The sequence below is a fragment of the Mariniluteicoccus flavus genome, from assembly GCF_054776655.1.
In genome coordinates, this window is sequence record NZ_BAAHBN010000004.1 from 40482 (window position 1) to 62957 (window position 22476).

General features: G+C 71.1%; 21 protein-coding genes, 1 tRNA gene and 1 other RNA gene. 4 read left to right on the plus strand and 19 right to left on the minus strand.

Annotated elements, in window-relative coordinates; all coding sequences use genetic code 11:
- Nucleotides 1–167: 167 nt before the first annotated feature.
- The 5 genes from ACYVAG_RS08365 to ACYVAG_RS08385 form a co-directional block, all read right to left on the minus strand.
- Nucleotides 168–836: a DUF4232 domain-containing protein gene (locus tag ACYVAG_RS08365; RefSeq protein WP_460768754.1), complete on the minus strand. Its 669-nt coding sequence runs from the start codon at nt 834–836 to the stop codon at nt 168–170.
- A gap of 74 nt (nt 837–910) precedes the next feature.
- Nucleotides 911–1948, minus strand: a complete 1038-nt coding sequence (locus ACYVAG_RS08370; RefSeq protein WP_460768757.1) for a Glu/Leu/Phe/Val dehydrogenase dimerization domain-containing protein — start codon at nt 1946–1948, stop codon at nt 911–913.
- Between the two features lie 2 nt (nt 1949–1950).
- On the minus strand, nt 1951–2550 hold the full coding sequence (gene recR, locus ACYVAG_RS08375) for a recombination mediator RecR (RefSeq protein ID WP_460768759.1): 600 nt from the start codon (nt 2548–2550) through the stop codon (nt 1951–1953).
- A gap of 1 nt (nt 2551) precedes the next feature.
- On the minus strand, nt 2552–2860 hold the full coding sequence (locus ACYVAG_RS08380; RefSeq protein WP_460768760.1) for a YbaB/EbfC family nucleoid-associated protein: 309 nt from the start codon (nt 2858–2860) through the stop codon (nt 2552–2554).
- Nucleotides 2861–2952: 92 nt separating this feature from the next.
- Nucleotides 2953–5532, minus strand: coding sequence for a DNA polymerase III subunit gamma and tau (locus tag ACYVAG_RS08385; protein WP_460769184.1), 2580 nt, complete (start codon nt 5530–5532; stop codon nt 2953–2955).
- 154 nt (nt 5533–5686) lie between these two features.
- On the opposite strand from ACYVAG_RS08385, the gene ACYVAG_RS08390 reads away from it, so the two are divergent.
- Nucleotides 5687–6133 carry a DUF2382 domain-containing protein gene (locus ACYVAG_RS08390; protein ID WP_460768762.1) on the plus strand — a complete coding sequence of 149 codons (447 nt, stop codon included), beginning with the start codon at nt 5687–5689 and terminating at the stop codon, nt 6131–6133.
- Nucleotides 6134–6150: 17 nt separating this feature from the next.
- Here ACYVAG_RS08390 and ACYVAG_RS08395 read toward each other — a convergent pair whose 3' ends face one another.
- From ACYVAG_RS08395 to ffs, 5 genes are all read right to left on the minus strand, one after another.
- Nucleotides 6151–7602 carry a lantibiotic immunity ABC transporter MutE/EpiE family permease subunit gene (locus ACYVAG_RS08395; RefSeq protein ID WP_460768765.1) on the minus strand — a complete coding sequence of 484 codons (1452 nt, stop codon included), beginning with the start codon at nt 7600–7602 and terminating at the stop codon, nt 6151–6153.
- On the minus strand, nt 7599–8306 hold the full coding sequence (locus tag ACYVAG_RS08400) for an ATP-binding cassette domain-containing protein (RefSeq protein WP_460768766.1): 708 nt from the start codon (nt 8304–8306) through the stop codon (nt 7599–7601). Before ACYVAG_RS08400 ends, ACYVAG_RS08395 begins: the two co-directional genes overlap by 4 nt.
- Nucleotides 8307–8523: 217 nt before the next feature.
- Complete coding sequence (locus ACYVAG_RS08405) at nt 8524–9207, minus strand: response regulator (protein ID WP_460768768.1); 684 nt, start codon at nt 9205–9207, stop codon at nt 8524–8526.
- Between the two features lie 35 nt (nt 9208–9242).
- A complete protein-coding gene (locus tag ACYVAG_RS08410) occupies nt 9243–10385 on the minus strand; it encodes a sensor histidine kinase (protein ID WP_460768771.1) in 1143 nt (380 codons plus the stop codon).
- A gap of 150 nt (nt 10386–10535) precedes the next feature.
- Nucleotides 10536–10632, minus strand: an RNA gene (gene ffs, locus ACYVAG_RS08415) — signal recognition particle sRNA small type.
- A gap of 82 nt (nt 10633–10714) precedes the next feature.
- Here ffs and ACYVAG_RS08420 point away from each other — a divergent pair.
- Nucleotides 10715–10799: transfer RNA gene (locus ACYVAG_RS08420), tRNA-Ser, on the plus strand.
- A 63-nt stretch (nt 10800–10862) separates the two neighbouring features.
- Here the strand turns inward: ACYVAG_RS08420 and ACYVAG_RS08425 are convergent.
- Genes ACYVAG_RS08425 through ACYVAG_RS08435 form a run of 3 tightly spaced genes read right to left on the minus strand, consistent with a single transcriptional unit; the run spans nt 10863 to nt 13239 of the window.
- Nucleotides 10863–11240, minus strand: coding sequence for a hypothetical protein (locus tag ACYVAG_RS08425; protein ID WP_460768773.1), 378 nt, complete (start codon nt 11238–11240; stop codon nt 10863–10865).
- Complete coding sequence (locus ACYVAG_RS08430) at nt 11240–11578, minus strand: hypothetical protein (protein WP_460768776.1); 339 nt, start codon at nt 11576–11578, stop codon at nt 11240–11242. Before ACYVAG_RS08430 ends, ACYVAG_RS08425 begins: the two co-directional genes overlap by 1 nt.
- 26 nt (nt 11579–11604) lie before the next feature.
- Entirely contained in the window at nt 11605–13239 is a 1635-nt protein-coding gene (locus tag ACYVAG_RS08435) for a helicase HerA-like domain-containing protein (protein ID WP_460768779.1), read from the minus strand.
- Between the two features lie 147 nt (nt 13240–13386).
- On the opposite strand from ACYVAG_RS08435, the gene ACYVAG_RS08440 reads away from it, so the two are divergent.
- Complete coding sequence (locus ACYVAG_RS08440; protein WP_094356383.1) at nt 13387–13680, plus strand: type II toxin-antitoxin system VapB family antitoxin; 294 nt, start codon at nt 13387–13389, stop codon at nt 13678–13680.
- 73 nt (nt 13681–13753) lie between these two features.
- Nucleotides 13754–14248, plus strand: a complete 495-nt coding sequence (locus ACYVAG_RS08445) for a LytR C-terminal domain-containing protein (protein WP_460768782.1) — start codon at nt 13754–13756, stop codon at nt 14246–14248.
- 142 nt (nt 14249–14390) lie between these two features.
- Here the strand turns inward: ACYVAG_RS08445 and ACYVAG_RS08450 are convergent, their stop codons facing one another.
- From ACYVAG_RS08450 to ACYVAG_RS08475, 6 genes are all read right to left on the minus strand, one after another.
- Nucleotides 14391–15899 carry a potassium/proton antiporter gene (locus ACYVAG_RS08450; protein WP_460768784.1) on the minus strand — a complete coding sequence of 503 codons (1509 nt, stop codon included), beginning with the start codon at nt 15897–15899 and terminating at the stop codon, nt 14391–14393.
- Between the two features lie 34 nt (nt 15900–15933).
- Nucleotides 15934–16317, minus strand: coding sequence for a hypothetical protein (locus ACYVAG_RS08455; protein ID WP_460768786.1), 384 nt, complete (start codon nt 16315–16317; stop codon nt 15934–15936).
- A gap of 79 nt (nt 16318–16396) precedes the next feature.
- Nucleotides 16397–18235 carry an alpha/beta fold hydrolase gene (locus ACYVAG_RS08460; RefSeq protein WP_460768787.1) on the minus strand — a complete coding sequence of 613 codons (1839 nt, stop codon included), beginning with the start codon at nt 18233–18235 and terminating at the stop codon, nt 16397–16399.
- 311 nt (nt 18236–18546) lie between these two features.
- A complete protein-coding gene (locus ACYVAG_RS08465) occupies nt 18547–19434 on the minus strand; it encodes a MurR/RpiR family transcriptional regulator (protein WP_460768790.1) in 888 nt (295 codons plus the stop codon).
- A 13-nt stretch (nt 19435–19447) separates the two neighbouring features.
- Nucleotides 19448–21157 carry a serine hydrolase domain-containing protein gene (locus ACYVAG_RS08470; RefSeq protein ID WP_460768791.1) on the minus strand — a complete coding sequence of 570 codons (1710 nt, stop codon included), beginning with the start codon at nt 21155–21157 and terminating at the stop codon, nt 19448–19450.
- Between the two features lie 7 nt (nt 21158–21164).
- Complete coding sequence (locus tag ACYVAG_RS08475; RefSeq protein ID WP_460768793.1) at nt 21165–22466, minus strand: exo-beta-N-acetylmuramidase NamZ family protein; 1302 nt, start codon at nt 22464–22466, stop codon at nt 21165–21167.
- Between the last annotated feature and the right edge of the window lie 10 nt (nt 22467–22476).

Sequence of the window (22476 nt, forward strand, 5' to 3'; positions counted from 1 at the left end):
TGACGAGGGACGAGCCGAAGCCCGCGGTACCACCCTCATTGACCGACCCGGGGGCCGACCCACTTCGTTCACGCCGCGGCCGGGTCTAGTGAGCCCGCGTACGGGCCGTTCTTCCGGCAGCTCCGGGGTGATGGCCCCATCGATGCCTTGCGACGCGGCCCATTGTGTCATTTCCGGTCGTACGCGGCCACCCGGATGTTCGACTTCCCGTCCAGACACACCGCGAAGTCACGAAGGATCTCGGTGTGCTTCGTGTCGGTGCGGGACACGCGGACGATGAGACGCTCCGCCTGGTCCTTCCGGCAGTTGTCGATCACCTCGGCGTTGGTGATCGTGATGGACGACGTCCCGGTCTTGCCGGGAGGCAGCTCGAGTTCGGTTCCCGGCGCATCCGGCGAGACGCCGGTCGCGATGTTCTCGTTGTTCTCGTCCTGGGCGTACACCGTCGGGGCGCCGTCGAGGATGCACGTGCGGTCGGAGGTGTTGGTGATCGTCAACGGGTAGGTGGTCTTGCTCATACCGCTGTCGGGCCGGCCGACCGTCACCTTGACCGACTTCTCGTTGCAGGACCCGGAGTCGGGCGCAGGCGTGCCGGAGGGCTTGCGCGTGGGCGACGGCGTGCGCGTGGGGGTGGAGCTGGTCGTGGGGCGCGCCGAGGCGGACGGGCTGGCCGTCTCAGTGGCCGTCGCGCTGGGCGGAGCGCCGGGGCTGGTCGCGGATGCGCTCGGCGCGGGTGCGGGCGGCGGCGTGGCCGCGGTCGGCGCTCCGCCGCCACACGCGGTCAGGAGCGCGGGCAGCGCGATCGCGGCGAGGGCGAGCCTGGCGTTGGTGGTCATCGTCTTCCTCCATCGGTGGACGTTGCTGACCCGTCGGAGGGGGCCTGGAGCCCGATTGTTCCCGGCGGAGGGGGTCAGGCCGCGCCCGCGGCCACGCGCGCCCGGGCCATCGCGTCGGCGACGTCGCTCGTCGGGGCGTCCTCGGCGTCGGCGCGGCGGGCGATGTCGGCCATGGTGGCGCGGATGCCGGCGATGCGATCGCCGACCGCCGCCGGGTCGTAGGCACCGAAGATGTCGCCCGAGGCGTGCATCATGCCGCCCGCGTTCACGACATAGTCGGGGGCGTACAGGATTCCGGCGTCGCGCAGCCGCCGGCCGTCGGCGGGCGTCGCGAGCTGGTTGTTGGCGACGCCGCAGACGATGGGCGCCCGCATCGCCGCGATGGTGGCCTCGTTGACGGTCGCACCGATCGCGCACGGGGCGAACACGTCGCACTCGATGGCGTGGATCTCGTCGATGTCGGCGGTCGCGGCGCCGAACGCGTCGACGCAGCGCTGGACCGCCCCGGGGGTGACGTCGGCGACGGTCAGGCGGCCGCCGGCCTCGTGGACCATGCGGGCCAGCTCGAAGCCCACGTTGCCGACCCCCTGGATCGCGACGTGGCGTCCGGCGAGGTCAGCGCCGCCGAAGCGGTGGTCGAGGCAGGCGACCAGGCCCTGGAAGCAGCCACCGGCGGTGAAGGCCGACGGGTCGCCGGTGCCGCGGGTGACGCCGAAGATGTAGTCGGACGCCGAGGCCAGCACGTCGACGTCGGCCGGGCCGACGCCGATGTCCTCGGCGGTCCAGTAGCTGCCGGCCAGGCGCTGGACGTGGGCCGCGAACGCGCGCAGCAGCGCGGGGTTCTTGTCGGTGTGGGGATCGGCGATGATCACCGATTTGCCGCCGCCGAGCGGGAGGCCGGCCAGCGCGTTCTTCCACGTCATGGCCTTCGAAAGGCGCAGCACGTCGGTGACGGCCTCGTCGTCGGAGGCGTACGCCCGCATGCGACACCCGCCGGCGGCGGGGCCGAGCGTACGGTCGTGGATCGCGATGATCGCGCGCAGTCCGGTCGCCTCGTCGTGGCAGAAGTGGACGTCCTCGTGGCCCGCGTATTCCGGGTGGTCGAACAGCACGGTCAGGCCTCCACGTAGCGGCGGCCCGAGAAGGCGCGGCCGAGGGTGACCTCGTCGGCGTATTCGAGGTCGCCGCCGACCGGCAGGCCCGACGCGAGGCGGGCGACCTTGACCCCCATCGGGAGCAGCAGGCGGCTGAGGTAGGTGGCGGTCGCCTCGCCCTCGAGGTTCGGGTCGGTCGCCACGATGACCTCGGTGACGGTGCCGTCGCCGAGGCGCTGGCAGAGCTCGCGTACGCGGAGGTCGCCCGGCCCGATGCCGTCGATGGGGCTGATGGCGCCGCCCAGCACGTGGTAGGTGCCGCGGAACTCGCGGGTGCGCTCGATCGCGACGACGTCCTTGGGCTCCTCCACCACACAGATCGTCGTCTGGTCGCGGCGGGGGTCACGGCAGACACGGCAGCGGTCCTGCTCGGCGACGTTGAAGCAGACGTCGCAGAACTTCACCGTGGCCTTGACCCGGCGCAGCGTGTCAGCGAGGCGTTCCACACCCTCGGCGTCGGCGCTGAGGATGTGGAACGCGATGCGCTGGGCGCTCTTGGGCCCGATGCCGGGGAGCTGCCCCAGCTCGTCGATCAGGTCCTGGACCGGGCCCTCGTACACGTCAGAACCCGAGCCCCTGGGTCATGCCGCCGAACTTCGCCTCGGTCATGGCCTGGGCCTTGTGGGACGCATCGCGGATGGCCGCGATGACGAGGTCGGACAGCGACTCGGTGTCGTCGGGGTCGCAGGCCTCGGGCTTGATCGTCAGCGCGACGAGCTCACCCGCGCCGGTCATCTTCGCCTCGACGAGGCCGCCGCCGGCGGAGCCCTCGAACTCGGTCGCGGCCAGCTCTTCCTGGGCCTTCGCCATCTCGGCCTGCATCTGCTGGGCCTGGGCCAGCAGGGCGTTCATGTCCATGCCTTCGGGCATCATCGGTGAGCGTCCTCTCGTCGGGGTCGGCGTTGCGGTGGGATCGTGCTGGATCGCCGACGGGGTCCAGCCTATGTGGCGGGTCAGTGCGCCTACGGAGCCGAGTCTTCCTCGGCGATGAGTTCGGCGCCCAGGTGGCGGGTGAGGAGCTCACTGGTCGACGGGGCATCGGCGTCGGGGACGTCGGTGAAGTCGGCCTCGTCGAAGTCGTCCTCGGTGGCGACGCCGCTGTCGGTGGCCGGGCCCCTGCGGGTCGGGCGGATGCCTTGGCGGGCCCGGGCCGACAACGAGGGGCCGGGGCGTTCCGGGGGTGCGGCGGGGGCCGGATCCGGAACCGGGGTGGCTGGAGGCGCCGAGGCCCGGGTGTCGGTCGGGGCGGGATCGTGCGGCCGCTCCTGCGCGGACGGTGACGACAGGGGCGGTGACGACGAGGGTGGTGACGACGAGGGGGGTCGGGCGTCGCCCTCGGGTCGGGCCGCCGCGAGATGGGCGTCGTCGGGCGGGCCGTCCTCGTCGGGCTCGGGATCGGGTTCGCGCCAGTCGCTGGGGGCGGCCGGCCCCCGCGCGCCGCCCGGCGCCTGGCCCGAGGGTCGGGAGGACGCCGGCGGGGCCGCGGCAGACGGCGGCGCGGAAGCGGCGGCGTCCGATTGCTGCTGGGCCGGCTGCTGCTGGGCCGGCCGGGTTTGGGGTTGGGCGGCCTGGGACTGCTGGACCGGCCTCGTCTGGGCCGGGGGGCGACCGGCGGGGGCACCACCCGGCGGGGGGACGGCGCCGCCGTCCACCATGGTCTGGATCTTGAGATCGGCGCCCAACACCTGCACCAGCGCGTCGCGCACAACGTCTTCGCTGCCGCCGCGAGCGAACCCGTCGCGCGCCCCGGCGTTCTTGAGGGCCAGCGTGAGGACACCGTTGGTCACGTCGTGGACCTGCGCGTTCTGGCTGATCAGCACCCAGGTGAAACGCCGTCGCCCCTTGACCTCCTCCAGCACGTCGGGCCAGAGCCGGCGCACGTCTGCGGTGGTGAGACCCCCGCCGGGCGCGGACGGGACATCCGCCGACGGGGTCGGCGGGTTCGGCGTCTGGACCACGGCCGCGGGCGCGGGCGTCGCGGCAGGAGCCTGGGGCTCGGGACGAGCGGGCGGCTGGGGTCCGCGGTCGGGGGTGGGCTGCGGCGGCTCGGAACGACCGGGCTCGGCCGTCGCGGACGCGGGTGCGGACGGGTCCGGGCGGCCCGATGGGGGCGCGGACGGACCGGCCGGCGTGGACGCGGGCTGGGCCGAGCCCGGCTCCTGCGGGGACCCGGGCTGCTGGGTCTGGGCCGGAGGGAGGGCGGGAGCTGCGGTGACATGACCGCCGTCGATCGAGGCCATGCCGATGCGGCGCTCGAGGCGGTCGAGGCGGGCGTGGACGCCACGGTCGTCGACATCGGCTCCCGGCAGCAGCACGCGCGAGCACATCAACTCGAGGTGGAGGCGGGGCGCCGTGGTGCCACGCATCTCGGTGAGCCCGTTGGCGATCACCTCGGCGGCGCGGGTCAGCTCGCCGGCGCCGAGCGCGGCGGCCTGGGAGGCGAGCCGTTCGCCCTGGTCGTCGGCGGCGTCGATGAGCCCCGAGCTGAGGGCGTCGGGAACGGCGGCGACGATGACCAGGTCACGGAGGCGGCGCAGGAGGTCTTCGCCGAACCGGCGCGGGTCCTGGCCGACCTCGATCACCTTGTCGATGGCCTGGAACACCCCCTTCGCGTCGCCAGCGGCGAACGCGTCGAGGATCTCGTCGAGCAACGACTCGGGCGTGTAGCCCAGCAGGGCGGTGGCCTGGGCGTACGACACCCCGGACTCGGCCGCGCCGCCGAGCAGCTGGTCGAGCACCGACAGGGAGTCACGGACCGAGCCCTGGCCCGCGCGTACGACCAGGGGCAGGACGGTCTGTTCGACCGCGATGCCTTCGGCGTCGCAGAGGGTGCCGAGGTAGGCCTGCAGCACCTTCGGCGGCACGAGCCGGAAGGGATAGTGGTGGGTGCGGGACCGGATGGTGCCGATGACCTTCTCGGGCTCCGTCGTCGCGAACACGAACTTCACGTGGGGCGGCGGCTCCTCGACCAGCTTCAGCAACGCGTTGAAGCCGGCCGTCGTGACCATGTGGGCCTCGTCGACGATGTAGATCTTGTAGCGGCTGTGGACCGGCGCGAAGAACGCCCGCTCGCGCAGGTCGCGCGCATCGTCGACGCCGCCGTGGGAGGCCGCGTCGATCTCGATGACGTCGATGGAGCCGGGGCCACCGCGCGCGAGGTCCTGGCAGGAGCGGCACTCGCCGCACGGGTCGGGTCGGGGGCCCTTCTCGCAGTTGAGGGCGCGCGCCAGAATGCGCGCCGAGGTCGTCTTGCCGCAGCCGCGGGGGCCGGAGAACAGGTAGGCGTGGTTCACCCGGTTGTTCGTCAGCGCGCGCATCAGCGGCTCGGTGACGTGTTCCTGGCCGATCACGTCGGCGAAGGTGTCGGGGCGATAGCGGCGATAGAGCGCGAGCGGGGCCGCAGGGGCTTCGGAGCCCCGCGGTGCGGGGTCGTTCACGGGCCCGGGGATCGACTCGCCGACAGGCGCCGGGGCAGGCTCTGGCTCGTCGCCGCCCAGCAGCGACGCACCGCCCTGGTCGAACGGCTCGAAGCCGTGGCCCAGCTCGTCCAGCTCACTCAGATCGTCGGACTCGTCCACGCCCTGAACCCTAGTGGGCGCCTCTGACAATTCCCACAGCCCCGAGAACGTCGGGGCGGGGGCCGCCGTGGGCGGGCGTCAGGCTAATGTCGACTCGTCCACTTCGAAGGAGACGGCGATGGCCCACGACAAGACCGAGGCGAGCTTCGGCGCGCGCGACCAGCACGACCGCACGACTGCCCACGGCGAGACCAGCATGCGTCACGCCGATGGCGAGGCGATCGTCCTCCACGAGGAGCGCGTCGTCGCCGACACCGAGAAGGTCCGCGCCAAGGCCGTACGCCTGCGGGTGAAGGTCATCACGGAGGAGACCACCGTCACGGTGCCGCTGCGCCGCGAGGTGCTGGAGATCATCGAGCTCGATGACGACCCCGAGACGCTCACCGGCGCCAAGGGCCTCCGCAAGCCCCGCGAGATCACCCTCCACGAAGAGCGCGTCGCCGTGGAGACGGTGGCGTACGAGCGGGTGCGGGTGACCCGCGAGAAGATCCGCGAGGACGTCGTCGTCGAGGCCGACGTCGCGCGCGAGGTCCTCGAGATCGACGAGGACACCGTCCGCGCCTGATCCCGAGGCCCTCCGCCTCAGGCGTACGCCGCCGCCCGACGCAGTGCGCGGGTCCAGGCGTACGCCGCGGGGAACGCGACCACGAGCGATCCCGCGGCGGCCACGAGCAGCCGGTCCCCCGTCGTCGCCGAATAGGCGTACGCCCAGGGTCCGAGGATCCACGTGGGTCCGGCCGCCAGTTGTGAACCGCCGAAGATGGCCGACCAGGCGACGCCCACCAGCGTGACCCCGAGCGCGGCTCCCGGGCCGAACCGGGTGGCCAGCCACAGGTCCAGCATCAGCAGCGCGACACCGGACGCGATCCCGACCACCAGCAGGGAACCCGCCCAGCGACCGGCCAGCGCCGCCCCGCCGACGACCACCGGGACGAGGACCGCGACGAGCACAGATCCCGCGGACGCGGCGAGCGTCGACGCGCGCACGCGCGTCAGGGCCAGGCGAAGGCCCGGGGCAAGGGCGTGAGCCGTGAGGCAGGCCAGCAGACAGGCAAGACCGGGGATAAGGACCAGCCCCACAAGGCCGTGGACGTACGCCGGGGTCCAGAGGGCCCGCGTGGCAACGATCGAAACGATTGCCGCGATCGACAGTCCTGTCGCGGCGCGCAGGGGCAGAGCACGCATCGCCGCCAGCACGGTGCGGCGGCGTCCGCGAACGATGGGCCCGCCGACGGTCGGAGCCGCCGCTGCTTGGGCGCTTGCGCCCGCTCCCCCACCCGTACGCCGCTCCCCCGGGGCCGGGGCGAGGACGACGACAGCGGCGAGTACGCCGAACAGGGCCGCGGCCAGGGCCACGGGCGGCAAGATCGCGAGGTCGCGTACGGCCTCACCCGGTCCGGCCCCCATGCCGTTGGCGTGGACGTGCAGCAGGGGCAACGTCGGGCGTACGCCCCAGGTCCAGGGCTCGAGCCACCAGGTGGAGCCTTCGGCGCGGAGGGTGCCGGCGACCTGCCAGATGATCGCGAGGGCGGTGGTGGCGTACAGGCCGAGGCGTTCGGCGAGCAGCAGGCCGAGTGCCACCCAGGGCAGGCTGGCCACCCAGAGCACGCCGAGCAGCGCGGCGAACCGCCCGACCGGGGCGTCGGGAATCCCTACCAGCACACCGAACGCGAGCATCGGGATGACGATCGTGACCTGCAGCGCGAGCTGTTGGCCGGCGAGAACGAGCAGACGCGCGGCCCTCGTCATGCCGGCGTCGGGGCGGCGCCACGGCGTGCCGCCCGACCGCGCCGCACCCTCGCGACGCACCGCCAGGCAGGAAACCAGCGCGGCGATGGGTGTACACAGGACAGTGGCGTACAGCGTCTGCCAGCCCAGCAGCTGGTCCCAATCGCTCAGCGCGCTGCTCGCGATCGTGAACCAGCCAAGGCATTGCAGGACGGCGATGACGAGACCGATGATCCACAGGCGGGCGCCGGTCGTCCGGCGGGTGCGGACGCGCTCGGCGGCGAGGACGGGGGCGAAATTGCTCATGCGGGCACCCCCGTCGTGGCACGGAGGTACGCGGCCTCGAGGTCGCCCTCGGCGAAGGCCTCGAGCGGGCCCTCGTAGACCATGCGGCCCGAGGCGAGGACTCCGATGTCGTCGGCCAGGTGGGTGACCTCGCCGAGCTGATGGCTGGAGATGAGGACGGTGTGCCCGCGCTCGGCCAGGTCACGGATGAGCCGGCGCAGCTCGATGATGCCCTCCGGGTCGAGCCCGTTCTGGGGCTCGTCGAGGAGCAGCACCGCGGGGTCGGTCAGCAGCGCGATCGCGAGGGCGAGGCGCGCCTTCATGCCGGTGGAGAAGTCGCGCGCCTTCTTGCGCCCGGCGGCCTGCAGTCCCACGGTGGCGAGCATCGGGGCGATCCGGTCGCGCGGCGTGCCGGTGAGGCGCGCGTGCACGAGGACGTTCTCCGAGGCGGTGAGGTGGGGATAGAGCGCGGGGCCGTCGACGCTGGCGCCGATGGACTCGAGGCTGGAGCGTGTCCAGGGGCGGCCGAGGACCTCGACCGTTCCGGCGTCGGCCTCGATGAGCCCCAGCAGGATCTTGAACGTCGTCGACTTGCCGGCTCCGTTGCGGCCCAGCAGGGCGTAGACGCGACCGGGGAGGACCGTCAGGTCAAGCCCGTCGAGGACGCGGTGGTCGCCGTAGGCCTTCGTGAGCCCGCGGCAGGTCAGGGTGGGTTGATCGCTCATGGGACCAGCGTTCCGCGAATCGCGCGGCGGATCTTCCTGCGGGAGAAGGAACTTTCGGCACGGCGGGGCATGGCCGACTCCTTCTGTGGGAGGAGTCGCTTCGACTCGGCCGCAGGCGGCCTCGCTCAGCGAACGTGGGACCGCGCTGGCCCCTGCTCCTCGTCTCGCTTCGCTCGCTCGGCTCCTCGTCTCGCTTCGCTCGCTCGGAGAACGTGGGTCAACGGGTCTCCGGGATCGCTCCCGGCGTTGCCAGGCCCATCGCGTACGCCAGCACGACCAGCGCGACGCGGTCACGGGCATCGAGTTTCGTCAGCAGGTTGCCGACGTGGGTCTTCACCGTGGTCTCGGCCACCACGAGCTCACCCGCGATCTCCGCATTCGTCAGCCCGCGGGCGATCAGGGTGAGGACGTCAGTCTCGCGGCGGGTCAGCCGGTCGTCGGCCGCAGGACGCTCCGGCGTACCGCCACCGTCTGTGCCTGCTCGGTCACGCAGCGCCGTCACCACGTGCTCGGCCACCGCCGGATCGAGCACGGCCCGGCCCTGGTGGACCGCGCGGATGCCATCGAGCACCTGGTCGGGCTCCGCGTCCTTGAGGAGGAATCCACGGGCGCCCGCAGCCAGCGCACCGGTCACGAGATCACCGACGTTGAACGTGGTGAGCACGAGGACGCGTGTGTGGACAGGCATCGCGGCGATGCGACGGGTGGCCTCGACGCCGTCGAGCCGGGGCATCCGCAGATCCATCAACAGCACGTCGGGGTCGTGCTCCCCCACGATCGCCACGGCATCCTCGCCGTCGGCGCCGCGTGCCACCACGCGCATGTCGGCCTGCGCCTCGATCAGCGCCACGAACGCCGACACCAACAGCGGTTGGTCATCGACGACGCCCACCGTGATCATGCTGGAACTCCTACCGTCCACGAATGCTTCCTTCGTCATGACGACTCCCCGATCGGAATCCTCGCCCACACACGGAATCCGTCTCCAATCGCACCTGCGGTGAACTCCCCGCCCGCCAGTTCGACCCGTTCACGCAGACCGGTGAGGCCGTGGCCCGGCTCGCCGCCCTCGGCGCGGGAGGCGTTGGTGACCTCGACGACGACATCGCCCCCATCTTCCATCACCACACAGGTCGCGGCCGGATCGTGCCCCCGATGCTTGATGAGGTTGGTGATCGCCTCCTGCACGACGCGCACCACGGTCAGGCGTACGCGGGCGGGCCACCGCTCCTGCCACTGGGCCAGAATGTCCTTGTCCGGCAGCGAAACCGCAAGGCCGACGCCAGCCTCGCGCGCCCGATCCACGACCACCGGCAGCGCCGTCACGTCACCGCCCGGCCCCGCCTCCACGCCCTCGATCCGCAGGCTGCCGACCAGGTCACGCGTCTCGGCCAGAGCCTCGGACGTGACGTCACGGATCGTGGTCAGCGCCTCGCGCAGCCGGTCCTCGCCACCCAGCGCGAGTCCCGTCGCCGCCTGGACCCGAACCACGGCGAGGTTGTGGGCGACGATGTCGTGGACCTCGCGGGCGATCATGGTGCGCTCGGCCTCGGCTGCGCGGGCAGCAGCACCCTCATGCTCGCGGGCCTGCGCGGCGAGCGCGGCGTCGTGGCGTTCCACGAGGTTCCGCTGTTGGGCCGCCCACAGATAGCAGCCGACCAGCACCACGAGGTGGGCACCGATCAGCCAGCGGCTCCCCCACTGCGTCACCGGGCTGATGAACGACCCCGCGACCCCCAGGAGCAGAGCGGCCCAACCCCACCGCGGTGAGGGTCCGTGGCGCGTGATGGCCAGCAGGGCCAGCGGCGCGGCGAAGAGTGCCGGGGAGACGCCGAGGTTGACCGGGGACGCGTACACCAGGGCGGCCAGCGCCGCGAGCAGCGCGTACGCGGCCACGAACGCGGCGACCGGGCGTACGCGGCGCACCAGCATGGTGGGCACGAGGGCGAGGTGAATGGCCGCGTTGGCGACGTAGGGCCATCGCGGGCCGAAGTCGACCAGGAAGCTGCACTCCACGACAGCCAGCGCCGCGAACAGGGCGGCGAGGACGACGTCGAGGATGGGGATGCGGCGGAGCACGGGGCCCAGACTAGGCTCCTCGACTCGCTGGCGCTCGCTCGGAGAACGTGACGGCGGCGAGAGCGATTTAGCTCCGTCGTCGCTCAGCGAGCGTGGAGGTCAGGGTCGCTTCGACTCCTTCGTCGCTCAGCGATCGTTGCCGTTCCAAAGAAAAGGGGCTCCCCGCGCACCCGACAGAGCTCGCTGACCCTTGCTACCTTCCGGTCCTGGGGGAGTTGGGCAAGATGCCGCCGCACGGGGAACCTTGCTGAAGTGTACGCGGTCGCGGGCGACCGGACCAATCACCGCGGTTTGGCGTCCGCCACGGGTTTCGTTGTACGCTCGTCGGCGGAGGATTCGCCTAGAGGCCTATGGCGCTCGCTTGGAACGCGGGTTGGGTTCACGCCCTCGCGGGTTCAAATCCCGCATCCTCCGCCGACGACGCCCCTCGCGAGCCTGCTCGCGGGGGGCGCTCCTCATGTCTGGGCCCGCGAAGGCCTAAGCCGTCACGTTGATGAGCACGACCGACTCGGGCGTCCTCTCGCCGAACGCCTCGCGTGCGCGATCGAGAAGAGAGTCGACCTTGGCGCCCAGCCCATATTTGGCCAGGACCGCCGCCTTCACCTCGTCGAACAGCGGGCCCTCGGTCACCACCTCGGAGCGCCCCTCCAGCAGCGGCGTCTCGAGGTCGGGGCGCCCGCCGCGGCTGCACGCCCGCACCATGACGATCGGCTCGCCACGGAACCGGTCGACCCCCTCGGAGTCGTGGGACCACCAGCCGATGCGCAGGTCGCTGACCGGCACGACGCGCTCGACCGTGTCGAGGTCGGGCTCGAAGGTCGAGACGAGGATGTGGTCGCCGTCGGAGATCGCCATCAGCGCTCTCCCTCGCCGCGCTCCGCCGCCGCCGCGGCGGCGCGGTCGCGGATCTGGAGCTCACGCGCGTCGGCGGCGTCCTGCAGCGCCTTGCGGCGAACGGCGCCAGCCGTACGCATCGGCAGCGTGAGGCCCGCCCCCAGGAGGAGCCCGCCCAGCGCCGCGACCCAGAAGCTGATCGACACCTTGCCCCACGGGCTGACGAACTCGGCGGAGCGATTGGCGTTGGCGATCGCCATCATGCTGCGGATGTCGACCCATGCGTTGAACAGGTAATAGCCGGCCAGGCCCAGCCCGACGAGCCCGCACACGAGCAGAAATGCCTTGAGGATCCTCATGGCCCGAATCCTAGGGCCCCAGACCGTCAGCGCCGTCGGCGCGCCGTGCCGAACAGCGAGCGGACGATCTCGCGGCCCGCGGTGCGGGCGATGTCGCGGAACACCGTCGACTCGACGACCGACTCGACCAGGCCCTTGTCGTTGGCGCGGCGCTTCTCCTCCTCGCGCGCCGCCCGCTCGGCCTCCTTCGCCGCCGCGGCCCTGGCCTTCTCGTCGGCCCGGGCCTGGGCCTCGGCCTGCTTGGCCTGTTCCGCCGCGGTCTTCGCCTGGTCGGCCGCCGCGCGCTCGGCCTCGGCGGCGCGCGCGCCCTCCTCGAGGCGGCGGCCGAGCATCTCGCGCGCGGAGTCGCGGTCGATCGCCTGGCCATATTTCGCCATCAGGGGTGACCCGGCGATGCCGGCCTTCAGCTGGTCCTCCGGCGTGGGCGCCATCAGCGACTGCGGCGCCCGCATGCGGGTCCACGCGACGGGCGTCGGCGCGCCGTCCGGGTCCATCACGGTGACGACCGCCTCACCGATGCCGAGCTGCTGGAGCACCTCGGCGAGGTCGTAGTTCGACTTCGGGAACGTCGCGACCGTCTGCTTCAGTGCCTTGGCGTCGTTGGGCGTGTGGGCCCGCAGCTGGTGTTGGACGCGGGATCCCAGCTGGGCCAACACGTCGTCGGGCACGTCCTTCGGCGTCTGGGTCACGAAGAACACGCCGACACCCTTCGAGCGGATCAGGCGGACGGTCTGGGCGATCGCGTCGAGGAACGCCTTCGACGCGTCGTTGAACAGCAGGTGGGCCTCGTCGAAGAAGAAGACCAGCTTCGGCCGGTCGACGTCACCGACCTCGGGCAGGTCGTGGAACAGGTCGGCCAGCAGCCACATCAGGAACGTCGAGAACAGCTGGGGGCGGTCCTGGACGTTCGGCAGCTCGAGCAGCGAGATGATGCCGCGGCCGTCGGTCGTCACGCGCATCAGGTCGGCGGTGTCGAACTCGGGCTCGCCGAAGAACGCGTCGGCGCCCTGGTCGGCCATCGTGATCAGCGAGCGCAGGATGACGCCCACCGTGGCGGCGGACAGGCCGCCGATGGTCTTCAGCTCCTGCTTGCCCTCGTCGGAGGTCAGGTGGGTCAACACCGCGCGGAGGTCGGTCAGATCGAGCAGCGGCAGGCCCTGCTGGTCGGCGTAGTGGAACACCAGACCCAGCGAGCTCTCCTGGACGTCGTTGAGGCCCAGCACCTTCGCCAGCAGCGTCGGCCCGAAGCTCGACACGGTGGCGCGCACCGGCACCCCGTTGCCCTGACCGCCGAGCGCATAGAACTCGACGGGGCAGGCCGTCGGCGTCCACTGCTGGCCCATCTTCTCGGTGCGCTTGGTCAGCTTCTCGTTCGCCTGTCCCGGCGACGCGAGGCCCGACAGGTCGCCCTTGATGTCGGCCGCGAACACCGGCACGCCCGCCGCGGAAATCTGCTCGGCCAGGCCCTGCAGCGTCTTGGTCTTGCCGGTGCCGGTCGCGCCCGCGACCAGGCCGTGGCGGTTCAGCATCGACAGGGGGATGCGTACGCCGGCCGCCGGGACGGGCGCGTCGTTCTCCATCAGGACGCCCAGCTCGATGGCGGGCTCGTCGAAGGTGTAGCCCTGCGTGATGGTCTCGGCGTACGAGGGGGTTTCGCTCATGGGCACAGAATTGCACATCGGTCCGACGTGCGTGCGGCCCAGCCCGGCGTACGCCCGCCCCCGCGGGGCAACCAAATCGTGACCATCCCGACCAAATCGTGACCTGAGCGACAAGTCGCCGTGATGTGCATTGATTACAGTGGCCGAGTGATCTTCAAGCGCGTCGGCGACACCCGCCCCTACCCGGACCATGGCTATGTCCAGAAGCAATGGGCCGCCATCGCCCCGCACCAGGTGCGCCTCGACCAGCTGGTGACCACCAAACGCACCCTCGACCTCGAGGCCCTGCTCGAGGAGGACTCCACGTTCTATGGCGACCTGTTCGCCCACGTCGTGTCGTGGCGCGGGGAGCTCTATCTGGAGGACGGCCTGCACCGCGCCCTCCGCGCCGCTCTGCAGCAGCGGCAGACGATGCATGCCCGGGTTCTGGAGCTGAAGTAGTAAAGTCTCCCCCCAGCACGCATTCGCCCGCACGGATCGATCGGAGTTCTCAGTGGCCAGTCGGTACTGGAGGATGCTCAAGACCCCTGTCACGCTCCTCCTCCTGCTGGGCCTCCTGCTCTTCGCCTACAACTGGGGCATGGACCGCGTCACCGCGCCGCTGGGCCCCAAATATGTGAAGCCCTGCGTGCCGCAGGCCATCCAGGGCGGCAAACTCGAGTCGGGCCAGGTGCTCGTACGCGTCCACAACGCCTCGAAGCTGCGCGGCAAGGCGGCCGACGTCGCCCAGCAGCTCAAGTCGGCGGGCTTCCGCGTGACCAAGGTCGGCAACGCCGAGAACCCGTCCCAGAAGACCAGGGTCGTCGGGTTCTCCGCCGACACGCCCGAAGTGGCGCTCGTCGCCGGCTGGTTCGTCAACGCCGAGAAGGCCGGTGACCAGCGGGCCGACCACTCGGTCGAGGTCATCATCGGCAACGACTACAACGGCATGCAGAAGCAGGCGCCGGTGAACGTCCCCGTGTCGACGCCCACGCTGTGCCTGCCCGAGCCGCCGACGACGATCGAGTGACTCCTCGTCTCGCTGGCGCTCGCTCGGAGAACGTGAAGTCGCGCGCTCGCTCGGAGAACGTGAAGACGCGCGCTCGCTCGGAGAACGTGAAGTCGCCCGCTCGCTCGGAGAACGTGAAGACGCGCGCTCGCTCGGAGAACGTCTAGTCCACGTCCTCGGCCGGCGCCTCCAGCCCGCGGCGCCAGCGCGCCAGGCGCCCGCCCTGGGCGACTTCGCGCAGCCGGGCCTCGACCGCCTCCCTCTCCTTGGCCGGCGTCACGATCAACAGCTCGTCCCCGGTCCGCAGCACCGTGCGGTCGTCGGGCGCGAACGGCTCCGCACCGCGGATCACCAGCGACACCACCGCGTCCTTGGGCAGGCGCAGCTCGCCCACCTCGACGTTGGCGAGTTGGGAGGTCGGCGGGATGCGGACCTGGACGAGCTCGGCGCGGATGCGCTCCATCGGCGCGACCTCCACCTCGACGTCCGCCGGGGCGTCGTCGACGATGCCGAGCCGCCGGGCCAGCGCGGGCAGCGTCGGACCCTGCAGGACCGTGAACACCACGACGAACACCACGACGATGTCGAACACCGTCTCGGCCTGGGGCACCTTGTCGACGAGCGGCACCGTGGCGAGGATGATCGGCACCGCACCACGCAGGCCCGCCCACGACAGGAACACCTGCTCGCGCCACGGCACCCGGAACGGCGCGGACGCCACCCACACCGACAGCGGCCGGGCCACCAGGGTCAGGAACACGCCGAACAGGAGCGCGATGACGACCACGCGTACGCTGATCCGTCCGGGCGAGGCCAGCAGGCCGAGCATCACGAACAGGCCGATCTGGGCGATCCAGCCGATGCCCTCCACGAACGAGCGCGTCGCCTGCCGGTGGGGCAGCTGGCCGTTGCCGAGCATCACGGCGCACACATAGACCGCCGCGAACCCGGAGGTGTGGACGAAGTCGCCCACCGCGTACGCCAGGACGGCCCAGACCAGCGCGGCCAGGGGATAGAGGCCCGAGCTCGGAAGTGCCATGTTGCGCAGCACCTTGACGCCGAACCAGCCCAGCACGACGCCGACGAACAGGCCCCCGGCGAGCTCGAAACCCACCATCGCCAGGAATCCGACCGGGCCCTCGCCGCCGTGCCCCGCGGCGTACGCGCTGGCGGCGGTGACCAACAGGACCGTGGGGGCGTCGTTGAGACCCGACTCGGCCTCCAGCGTCGAGCGGACGCGGGCCGGGAGCGGGACGCGCCGCAGGACGGAGAACACCGCGGCGGAGTCGGTCGGCGAGCAGACCGCGCCGAGCAGCACGGCGATCCACGGGTCGAGGCCCAGCACGTAGTGGGCGAACACGAAACACGCCCCGACACTGACGGCGATGCCGACCGTCGCGAGAAGCCCGGCGACGGGGAGGGCACCGCGGATCTCCACCCAGCGGGTCGTCAGGCCGCCCTCGGCCAGGATCAGGACCAGCGCGGCGAACCCCAGCGAGTGGGCGAGCTCGGCGTCGGAGAACTGGATGCCGGCACCCGCGTCGCCCAGCGCCATGCCGAGACCGAGGAAGAGCAACAGCGACGGCAGCCCGAGCCGGGCGCCGATGCGCGACGAGATGATGGCGACGAGGACGACTCCGGACCCGACGAGGAGCAGCTGATCCAGATCCATCCGGGCCCCTCTCCTCGACGTCGGGGACAGTTTTTCACAGGTTGAGCAACGCCCCCGCCAGTGTCACGGCGGCGCCGGCGGGGTCGTCGCCCCCGACGACCGACACGGTGTGGACGCGCTCCTGGGCCAGGACCGTGCAGTCGACCGCGCCGCGCAGGGGCCCGTCGGCGAGGAACCCCTCTCCCCCGGCGATGTCCGCGGCTCGGGCGTGACCCGTGGCGGCATGGGTGGAGCGGAGCAGGGCGTACGTCTCCTCCGGGTCGCCGAGGCCGGTCAGGTCGGTGACGACCACGCGTACACCGTTCTCGAGCTCGAGGACGACGGCCAGCTCCTCGGTGGTGCGGTGGAAGACAACGGCACCGAGGGCGTTGGCGACCGCGGCGTCGGTGAGGCCGGCGAGAGCGGAACCTCGGGTCATGGGAACTCCCTGCGACGTGAAGGCGCCGGCCGAACGAGCGGAGGATGCTCGTTCGACCGGCGCCGACGGGGTGGGTGGGTCAGCGCGTCGGGAGCAGCGAGCGCGAGACCTCGGCGAGGCCGGCGTCATCGCCCGGGGTGTCGGGGATGCCGGCCTTCTTGCGGAGCTCGGCGACGATGGCGTTGGCCTCCTTGACGGCCTCGGTCTCCATCTTGAAGCCCTTCAGCTGGCCATTCTTGTTGACCGTGCCACCCACGTTGTAGGTGTAGATCTCGCCGGGCAGCGGGCTGCCGACGCAGGAGCTCCACTTGTTCTTCGGCAGCTTGCCGGCCAGCAGCCAGTTCAACGCCGGTGCGTCGACACACTCGGTGCCGTAGGGGAACAGGCCGTGGGAACCCTCGTTGTCGACCAGGAGGGCCTTCGATGCCTTGAACTTCGTGATGGAGCCCTTCGCCCCCTCGTACGCGGTGGCCGCGTCGAACTCGGACTGCAGGAACAGCACGCCCGGGATCTTCTGGTCCTTGAGCTCGGGGAAGCCCTTCTCCTTGGCGGGCCAGAAGGCGCACGCCGGGATCGACTGCAGCATCGAGGTCAGCGGGGCCTTCTTGAAGCCCTCGTCGAGCTTGGTGGCCCAGACGTTCAGGTCGGTGGTCCACTGGCCGTCCTGGCAGCGGATCGCCTCGAACGCTCCGTCGTCCTGCTTCAGCTTGGGCGCTTGCGGAGCTGGCGCGGCGGCCTCACGGTATTCGGCCAGGCCCTCGTCGAGGGAACGCGACACCTCGTTCTTCGACTTCTCGGAGATCTTCAGCTTCGCGACCTCGGAGCGCACCTCCTCCATCACCTGGGGCATGCGCTTCTGGGCCTCGATGCCGTAGGGATCGCGGAAGTCCATGCGGTCGTTGGTCGGGTTGCGCTTGGCGAGCACCGAGATGACGGCGGCGGCCTTCTCGTACTGCGACGTGTCATACATCGCGCTGATCACGGTGTTCACACCGACGATCAGGTTCACGTAGTTGTCGAAACCGCCAGTCTCCTCGAAGCGCTTGCGGATCGCCATCGGGTCGGTGCCGAGCCCGTAGACGTCGTCGTGGCGCGAGATGAACGGCAGCATCATGTCCTGGAACTGACGATCGCGCGTGGCCGGCTGGAGGTCCCAGGTCGCCTCGAGCGTGCCCTTCGACATGTCGACCGACGAGTCGAGGATGAAGCGGTCGGTGCGCGACGGGAACGTGGTGGCGTACGAGCCGCCCAGCCAGGTGCCGTAGGAGTAGCCGATGTAGCTCATCTTCCTCTCACCCAGCAGGTGGCGCACGAAGTCCATGTCGAGCGTGGTCTGGCGCGTGGTGATGAACGGCGTCAGGGGGTTCTGCAGGCAGCCGTCCGCGTACTTCTTGGCGGCCTCGGCCTGCGTCTTCGCGTTCGAGTCGTAGGTGCAGACCAGCTTGGTGGACTGGCCGACGCCGCGCGGGTCGAAGCCGATGGTGTCGTACGCCTCGGCCACGTCGGGCGAGCGGAGCTGGATGGCGGGACCCCAGCCGAGGCCGGAACCGCCGGGACCACCGGGGTTGAGCAGCATGATGCCGCGGCGCTTGGCCGGGTTCTTCGCGGGGACCTTCGAGATCTCGACCTTGATGGTCTGGCCGTCGCGGGCGCGATACCAGTCGCGGGGAACCGTGATGGTGGCGCACTGGACACCGGGGACCGCGAGGAGCTTCTTCGCCGTCGCCTCGGGGACGTCGGGGAACTGGCAGGTGTGCCAGTCGAGCTTCTGGTTGCGCAGCTCGCGAGACACCAGGTCGGCGACCTGGGGCTCGGAGTGGCTCGGCGGAGCGGCGTGGGCTGCGACGGGGGCGACGAGGCCGGACGCAATGAGCGTTCCGGCCGCCACCGACGCCACGCGGGCGTGGTTTCGGCTCATGGGGTTCCTTCGATCGGACCCGCGGGCGGCGGGCCGTGGTGGTGGGTTGTGAAGGAACCTATGTGATGAGAGTTCTCTCAGGAACGGTTCTCGGGCAGGAAGGTGGAACTGAAATTTCCATCTGGGTGAGGGGTTGACGGGAGGGGTGATGGGGATGCATGTGGGTCAGGCGAGGCGGGTGGAGCAGCACACGCGCCGCCCGGGCGGACGGCGCGTGTGCAGGGGTTGGGTTTTGCGCCCGGCGTGTCGACGCAACCTGAGCACGCGTGTGCACACGTTGCGTTCTGGGGGCGGGCGTTCTGGGCGACGCCTCAGCGGGCCGAACGGTGGTGTTTGCGGACCGCCTCGCGGGTCGTCGCCACCGCGCTGATCGCCTGGTCATAGCGGTGTTGGGCCGTCGCCAGGAACAGGCAGTCCACGACGATGAGGGCGGCGATGCGGGAGGCCATGGCACCGGACCGCAGCGGGGTCTCCTCGGCCGCCGTCGTGAGCACGTGCTCGGCCACGCGCGCCAGCGGCGAGTTGGGGAAGTTCGTGATTGCCACCGTCGTCGCGCCGCGCGCCCGGGCGGCCTCGAGGACCTCGATCGCCTCGGCCGTCGTGCCGGTGTGGCTGATCGCGATCGCGACGTCGTCGGAATCGAGCAGGGTCACGCTCGCGAGGGCGGCATGGGCGTCGGACCAGGCGTACGCGATGGCCCCGATGCGATGGAGCTTGGCCTGGAGGTCACCGCCGACCAACGCGCTCGCGCCGACACCGTAGATGTCGATGCGGTGGGCCTGGGCCACCAACTCCGCGACCTTTCCGAGCGTCGCCCGATCGAGCTGCTCGCCGGTCTCCTGGACGGTGCGGGCGCCCGCGCCCGCCACCTTCTCGATGATGTCGTCGATGGAGTCGTCCGGGGTGATGTCGCCGCCCGGATGGGCCGGCTTCGCGGAACGGGCCCCGGCCTCGGCGAGCGCGAGCCGCAGACCCGGATAACCCTTGAACCCCAGCCGGCGGGCGAACCGGAGCACCGAGGTCTCCGACGTGAGCGCGGCGTCGGCGAGTTGGGTGATGGTCAGCGCCGACGCGGCACGCGGATCATCGAGGGCCAGCGCGGCCACGCGCTCCTCGGCGGGCGTGAGGCCGGGGCGCAGCGCCCGCAACCGCACCAGGACGGGTGCGGTCGCGGTCCCCGCGTCAGCAGTTTCATTCATAGGACAAATGTAGTCAGCGATCTGTCAGCACCCAGTTCGACGCGACGAAGCGGGACGCATCCTTCTCGCCGTCCACCTTCGCCCCGCCGCGCACCTGGATGTCGTCGACATAGACGCCGCGCCCCAGATAGAGCGCGTCGGTCGTGTGGCGCCAGCGCAGGGTCTGGTCGCCGGCCGGCAGCTGGGCGTCCACCCGCACCCACCGGCGTACGCCCGACGTCGCCCACGCGCCGTCGGTCGCGACCGGCGCGGCGTCGGGCACCGTGACGGTGAACGGGACCTTCGCCCACGTCGCTCCCCCGTCGGCGGAACGCTCGAGCACGAGCGGGTCGGTCTCCTCCGTGTCGACCATCGCGTCGAACCGCAGCGACGCACCTCCGGGGCGTACGGCCAGGGGAAGGTCGAGCGTGGCCACGGTCGCGTTGGAGGCGCCGGTGAACCACGCGTCGCGCCCCTTGTCGGGGCGCACGGGGATGGCGAGGGCGAGACCCTGGGCCCAGTCGCGGCGGGCGGGGTTGATCGATCCCCAGTTGCGCGACGGGTGCACGCGGTTGGTCAACAGCACCGCGAACGACCGCGAGGCGAAGTCGATCACGAGCGACGTGCCGGTGTAGCCCGTGTGGCCCGCCTCGGTGGGGTGCGACAGACCCTCGGCATACCAACGCTGGTTCAACTCGAAGCCGAGCCCGTGGTCGTTGCCGGGGAACTTCGTGTTGAAGTTGTGGGTCAGGAGGTCGACGGACTCGGGCGCGAGGATGCGGCGGTGGTCGTACGCGCCACCGTTGATCAGCGTCTGGCAGAGGATGGCGAGGTCCTTGGCCGTGGAGAACACCCCGGCGTGGCCGGCGACCCCGCCCAGCGACCACGCGTTCTCGTCGTGGACCTCGCCCCAGACCATCCCGCGGGCGGGGGCCGTCTGGAACTCCGTGGCCGCCGTGCGCCGCCGGTCGGTCGGGTTGTAGCCCGTGTCGGTCATGCCGAGCGGTCGGGTGATGCCGTCGGCGACCGCCCGGTCGAGGGTCTTGCCCGTGAGCCGCTCGACCAGCACCCCCAGCGTGATCAGGTTGAGGTCGGAATAGCGATAGATCGTGTCGGGCGGGTTCGTCGGCGTCGCGTTCATGACCGCGGCGATGCGGGCCGGCTTGTCGGGATAGCGCGACCACAGCGGCAGCCACGCGGGCAGCGCCGAGGTGTGGGTGAGCAGGTGGCGGACCGTGAGCGCGTCCTTGCCCTGGCCGCCGAACTCCGGCAGATAGCGCGCCACGGGGGCGTCGAGTTCGACCTTGCCCTGCTCGATCAGCTGCACCACGGCCAGCGAGGTGAACAGCTTCGACACGGAGGCCAGGTCGAAGACCGTGTCCTCGCGCATAGGGACGCGCTCGGCCTCGGGCAGCTTCGTGGTCGCGTCGGCGTACAGGCGGGCGTACCCGCTGGCGTCGGTCTCCACGATGGTGCCGTCGTGCCCCATGATGCCGACCGCGCCGGGGAACAGCGGGTTCGGCGTCGCGGACTGGTAGGCACGGATCTTCGCCTTCGCCGCCTCGATCGGGCCGGACTCGAGGCCCACCGACGCCGGCGTACCGGTCTTCAGGCGGGTGTTGGGCGAGGCGTAGCCCGCATAGGGGCGGTCGAAGTCGCGCGCGGCGGCCGGTGGGGCGTATGCGGCCCCGAGCGCGAGGACGAGTGCGGAGGCGGCGGCGATGAGCGCGGAGCGGTGGGTCATGTCAACCTCATCGGTAGATCAGGAACGGGGCGCGGTCGGCGTTCCACTGCGCCAGTTCGGCCTGCCAGGAGCCGATGATGGTCGCCGCGTCGGCGCCCGAGTCGACCTGGGTGCGGAAGCGGGCGGAGCCGGACAGCAGGTCCATCCAGCGACCCGCGTACGTGTCGCCGACGCGCCAGGCGAAGCCGGGATAGAGCGCCTTCAGCGCGACGATCATCTCGGTGGCCGTGCGGATCGCGTCGACGGCGTGGCTGTCGGTGATGTGGACCTGGACACCACCGCAGACCTTGCCCATGTTCTTGCTCATGGTCGGATTGAAATACATCTCGCGGAACAGCACGCCCGGCAGGTCGCGGGAGTTGAGGCGCTCCGCCCACCGGTGGTCGACGTAGGGGGCGCCGATGATCTCGAACGGACGCGTGGTGCCGCGGCCCTCCGACAGGTTCGTCGCCTCGAACCAACACGTCCCGGGATAGAGCAGGGCGGTGTCGGGCGTCGGCATGTTCGGGCTCGGCATCACCCAGTGGAGGCCCGTGTCCTCGAACAGCATGTCGCGCTTCCAACCCTTCATCTCGACGACCGTCAGCTCGCGCAGGCGCCTGCCGTCGGCGTCGAGCGGCAGGTAGCGCTCGTTGAACATGCGGGCGAGCTCGCCGACCGACATGCCGTGCTGCTGGATGATCTTCTCGGCGCCGACACCGGACGTGTTGCCGTCGGTCATCATCGGACCGTTGGCCTCGCCGCCGACGGGGTTGGGGCGATCGAGCACGACGAAGCGGGCGTTGGCGTCGATGGCGGCGAGCATCGTCGTGTACATCGTCCAGATGTAGGTGTAGAAGCGCGCGCCCACGTCCTGGATGTCGAACACGACGGTCTCGACGCCCGCGGTGGCGAACATGCCGGCCACCTTGGCCCGGTTCGCGCCGTAGGTGTCATAGACCGTCAGGCCCGTGCGGGGGTCGGTGGAGGTCCCCTCCGACGAGCCGGCCTGGGCCGTGCCGCGGAAGCCGTGCTCCGGCCCGAAGACCCCGACGATGTTCACGCCCTTGGCGTGCATGTCGTCGACGATCGAGGTGAGGTCGTGCAGCACGCCGGTCGGGTTGGTGACGACGCCGACCTTCTGGCCCTTCAGCACGGCCCACCCCTGCTCCGACTGGAGCTGGGCGGCGGTGGTGACCTTCGACTTCTTGTCCTTCTTCGGCTTCTTGTCCTCCGGCGGGGCGCCGAACGCTTTGCTCGCCTGGGTGAGGGGGACGGCGGCGGCGGTGAGTCCGGCGGCCGCGAGGAGGTGACGACGATCGAGAGACATGGTGGTGTTC

Bases quoted from the DNA above. Each gene is read 5' to 3' on its own strand.
- ACYVAG_RS08400 (WP_460768766.1), bottom strand. From the start codon at position 8,306: ATGAGCGATCAACCCACCCTGACCTGCCGCGGGCTCACGAAGGCCTAC.
- ACYVAG_RS08380 (WP_460768760.1), bottom strand. From the start codon at position 2,860: ATGCCCGAAGGCATGGACATGAACGCCCTGCTGGCCCAGGCCCAGCAG.
- ACYVAG_RS08365 (WP_460768754.1), bottom strand. From the start codon at position 836: ATGACCACCAACGCCAGGCTCGCCCTCGCCGCGATCGCGCTGCCCGCG.
- ACYVAG_RS08450 (WP_460768784.1), bottom strand. From the start codon at position 15,899: ATGGATCTGGATCAGCTGCTCCTCGTCGGGTCCGGAGTCGTCCTCGTC.
- ACYVAG_RS08445 (WP_460768782.1), top strand. From the start codon at position 13,754: ATGCTCAAGACCCCTGTCACGCTCCTCCTCCTGCTGGGCCTCCTGCTC.
- ACYVAG_RS08455 (WP_460768786.1), bottom strand. From the start codon at position 16,317: ATGACCCGAGGTTCCGCTCTCGCCGGCCTCACCGACGCCGCGGTCGCC.
- ACYVAG_RS08475 (WP_460768793.1), bottom strand. From the start codon at position 22,466: ATGTCTCTCGATCGTCGTCACCTCCTCGCGGCCGCCGGACTCACCGCC.
- ACYVAG_RS08460 (WP_460768787.1), bottom strand. From the start codon at position 18,235: ATGAGCCGAAACCACGCCCGCGTGGCGTCGGTGGCGGCCGGAACGCTC.
- ACYVAG_RS08405 (WP_460768768.1), bottom strand. From the start codon at position 9,207: ATGATCACGGTGGGCGTCGTCGATGACCAACCGCTGTTGGTGTCGGCG.
- ACYVAG_RS08430 (WP_460768776.1), bottom strand. From the start codon at position 11,578: ATGAGGATCCTCAAGGCATTTCTGCTCGTGTGCGGGCTCGTCGGGCTG.
- ACYVAG_RS08470 (WP_460768791.1), bottom strand. From the start codon at position 21,157: ATGACCCACCGCTCCGCGCTCATCGCCGCCGCCTCCGCACTCGTCCTC.
- ACYVAG_RS08390 (WP_460768762.1), top strand. From the start codon at position 5,687: ATGGCCCACGACAAGACCGAGGCGAGCTTCGGCGCGCGCGACCAGCAC.
- ACYVAG_RS08425 (WP_460768773.1), bottom strand. From the start codon at position 11,240: ATGGCGATCTCCGACGGCGACCACATCCTCGTCTCGACCTTCGAGCCC.
- ACYVAG_RS08395 (WP_460768765.1), bottom strand. From the start codon at position 7,602: ATGAGCAATTTCGCCCCCGTCCTCGCCGCCGAGCGCGTCCGCACCCGC.
- ACYVAG_RS08465 (WP_460768790.1), bottom strand. From the start codon at position 19,434: ATGAATGAAACTGCTGACGCGGGGACCGCGACCGCACCCGTCCTGGTG.
- ACYVAG_RS08435 (WP_460768779.1), bottom strand. From the start codon at position 13,239: ATGAGCGAAACCCCCTCGTACGCCGAGACCATCACGCAGGGCTACACC.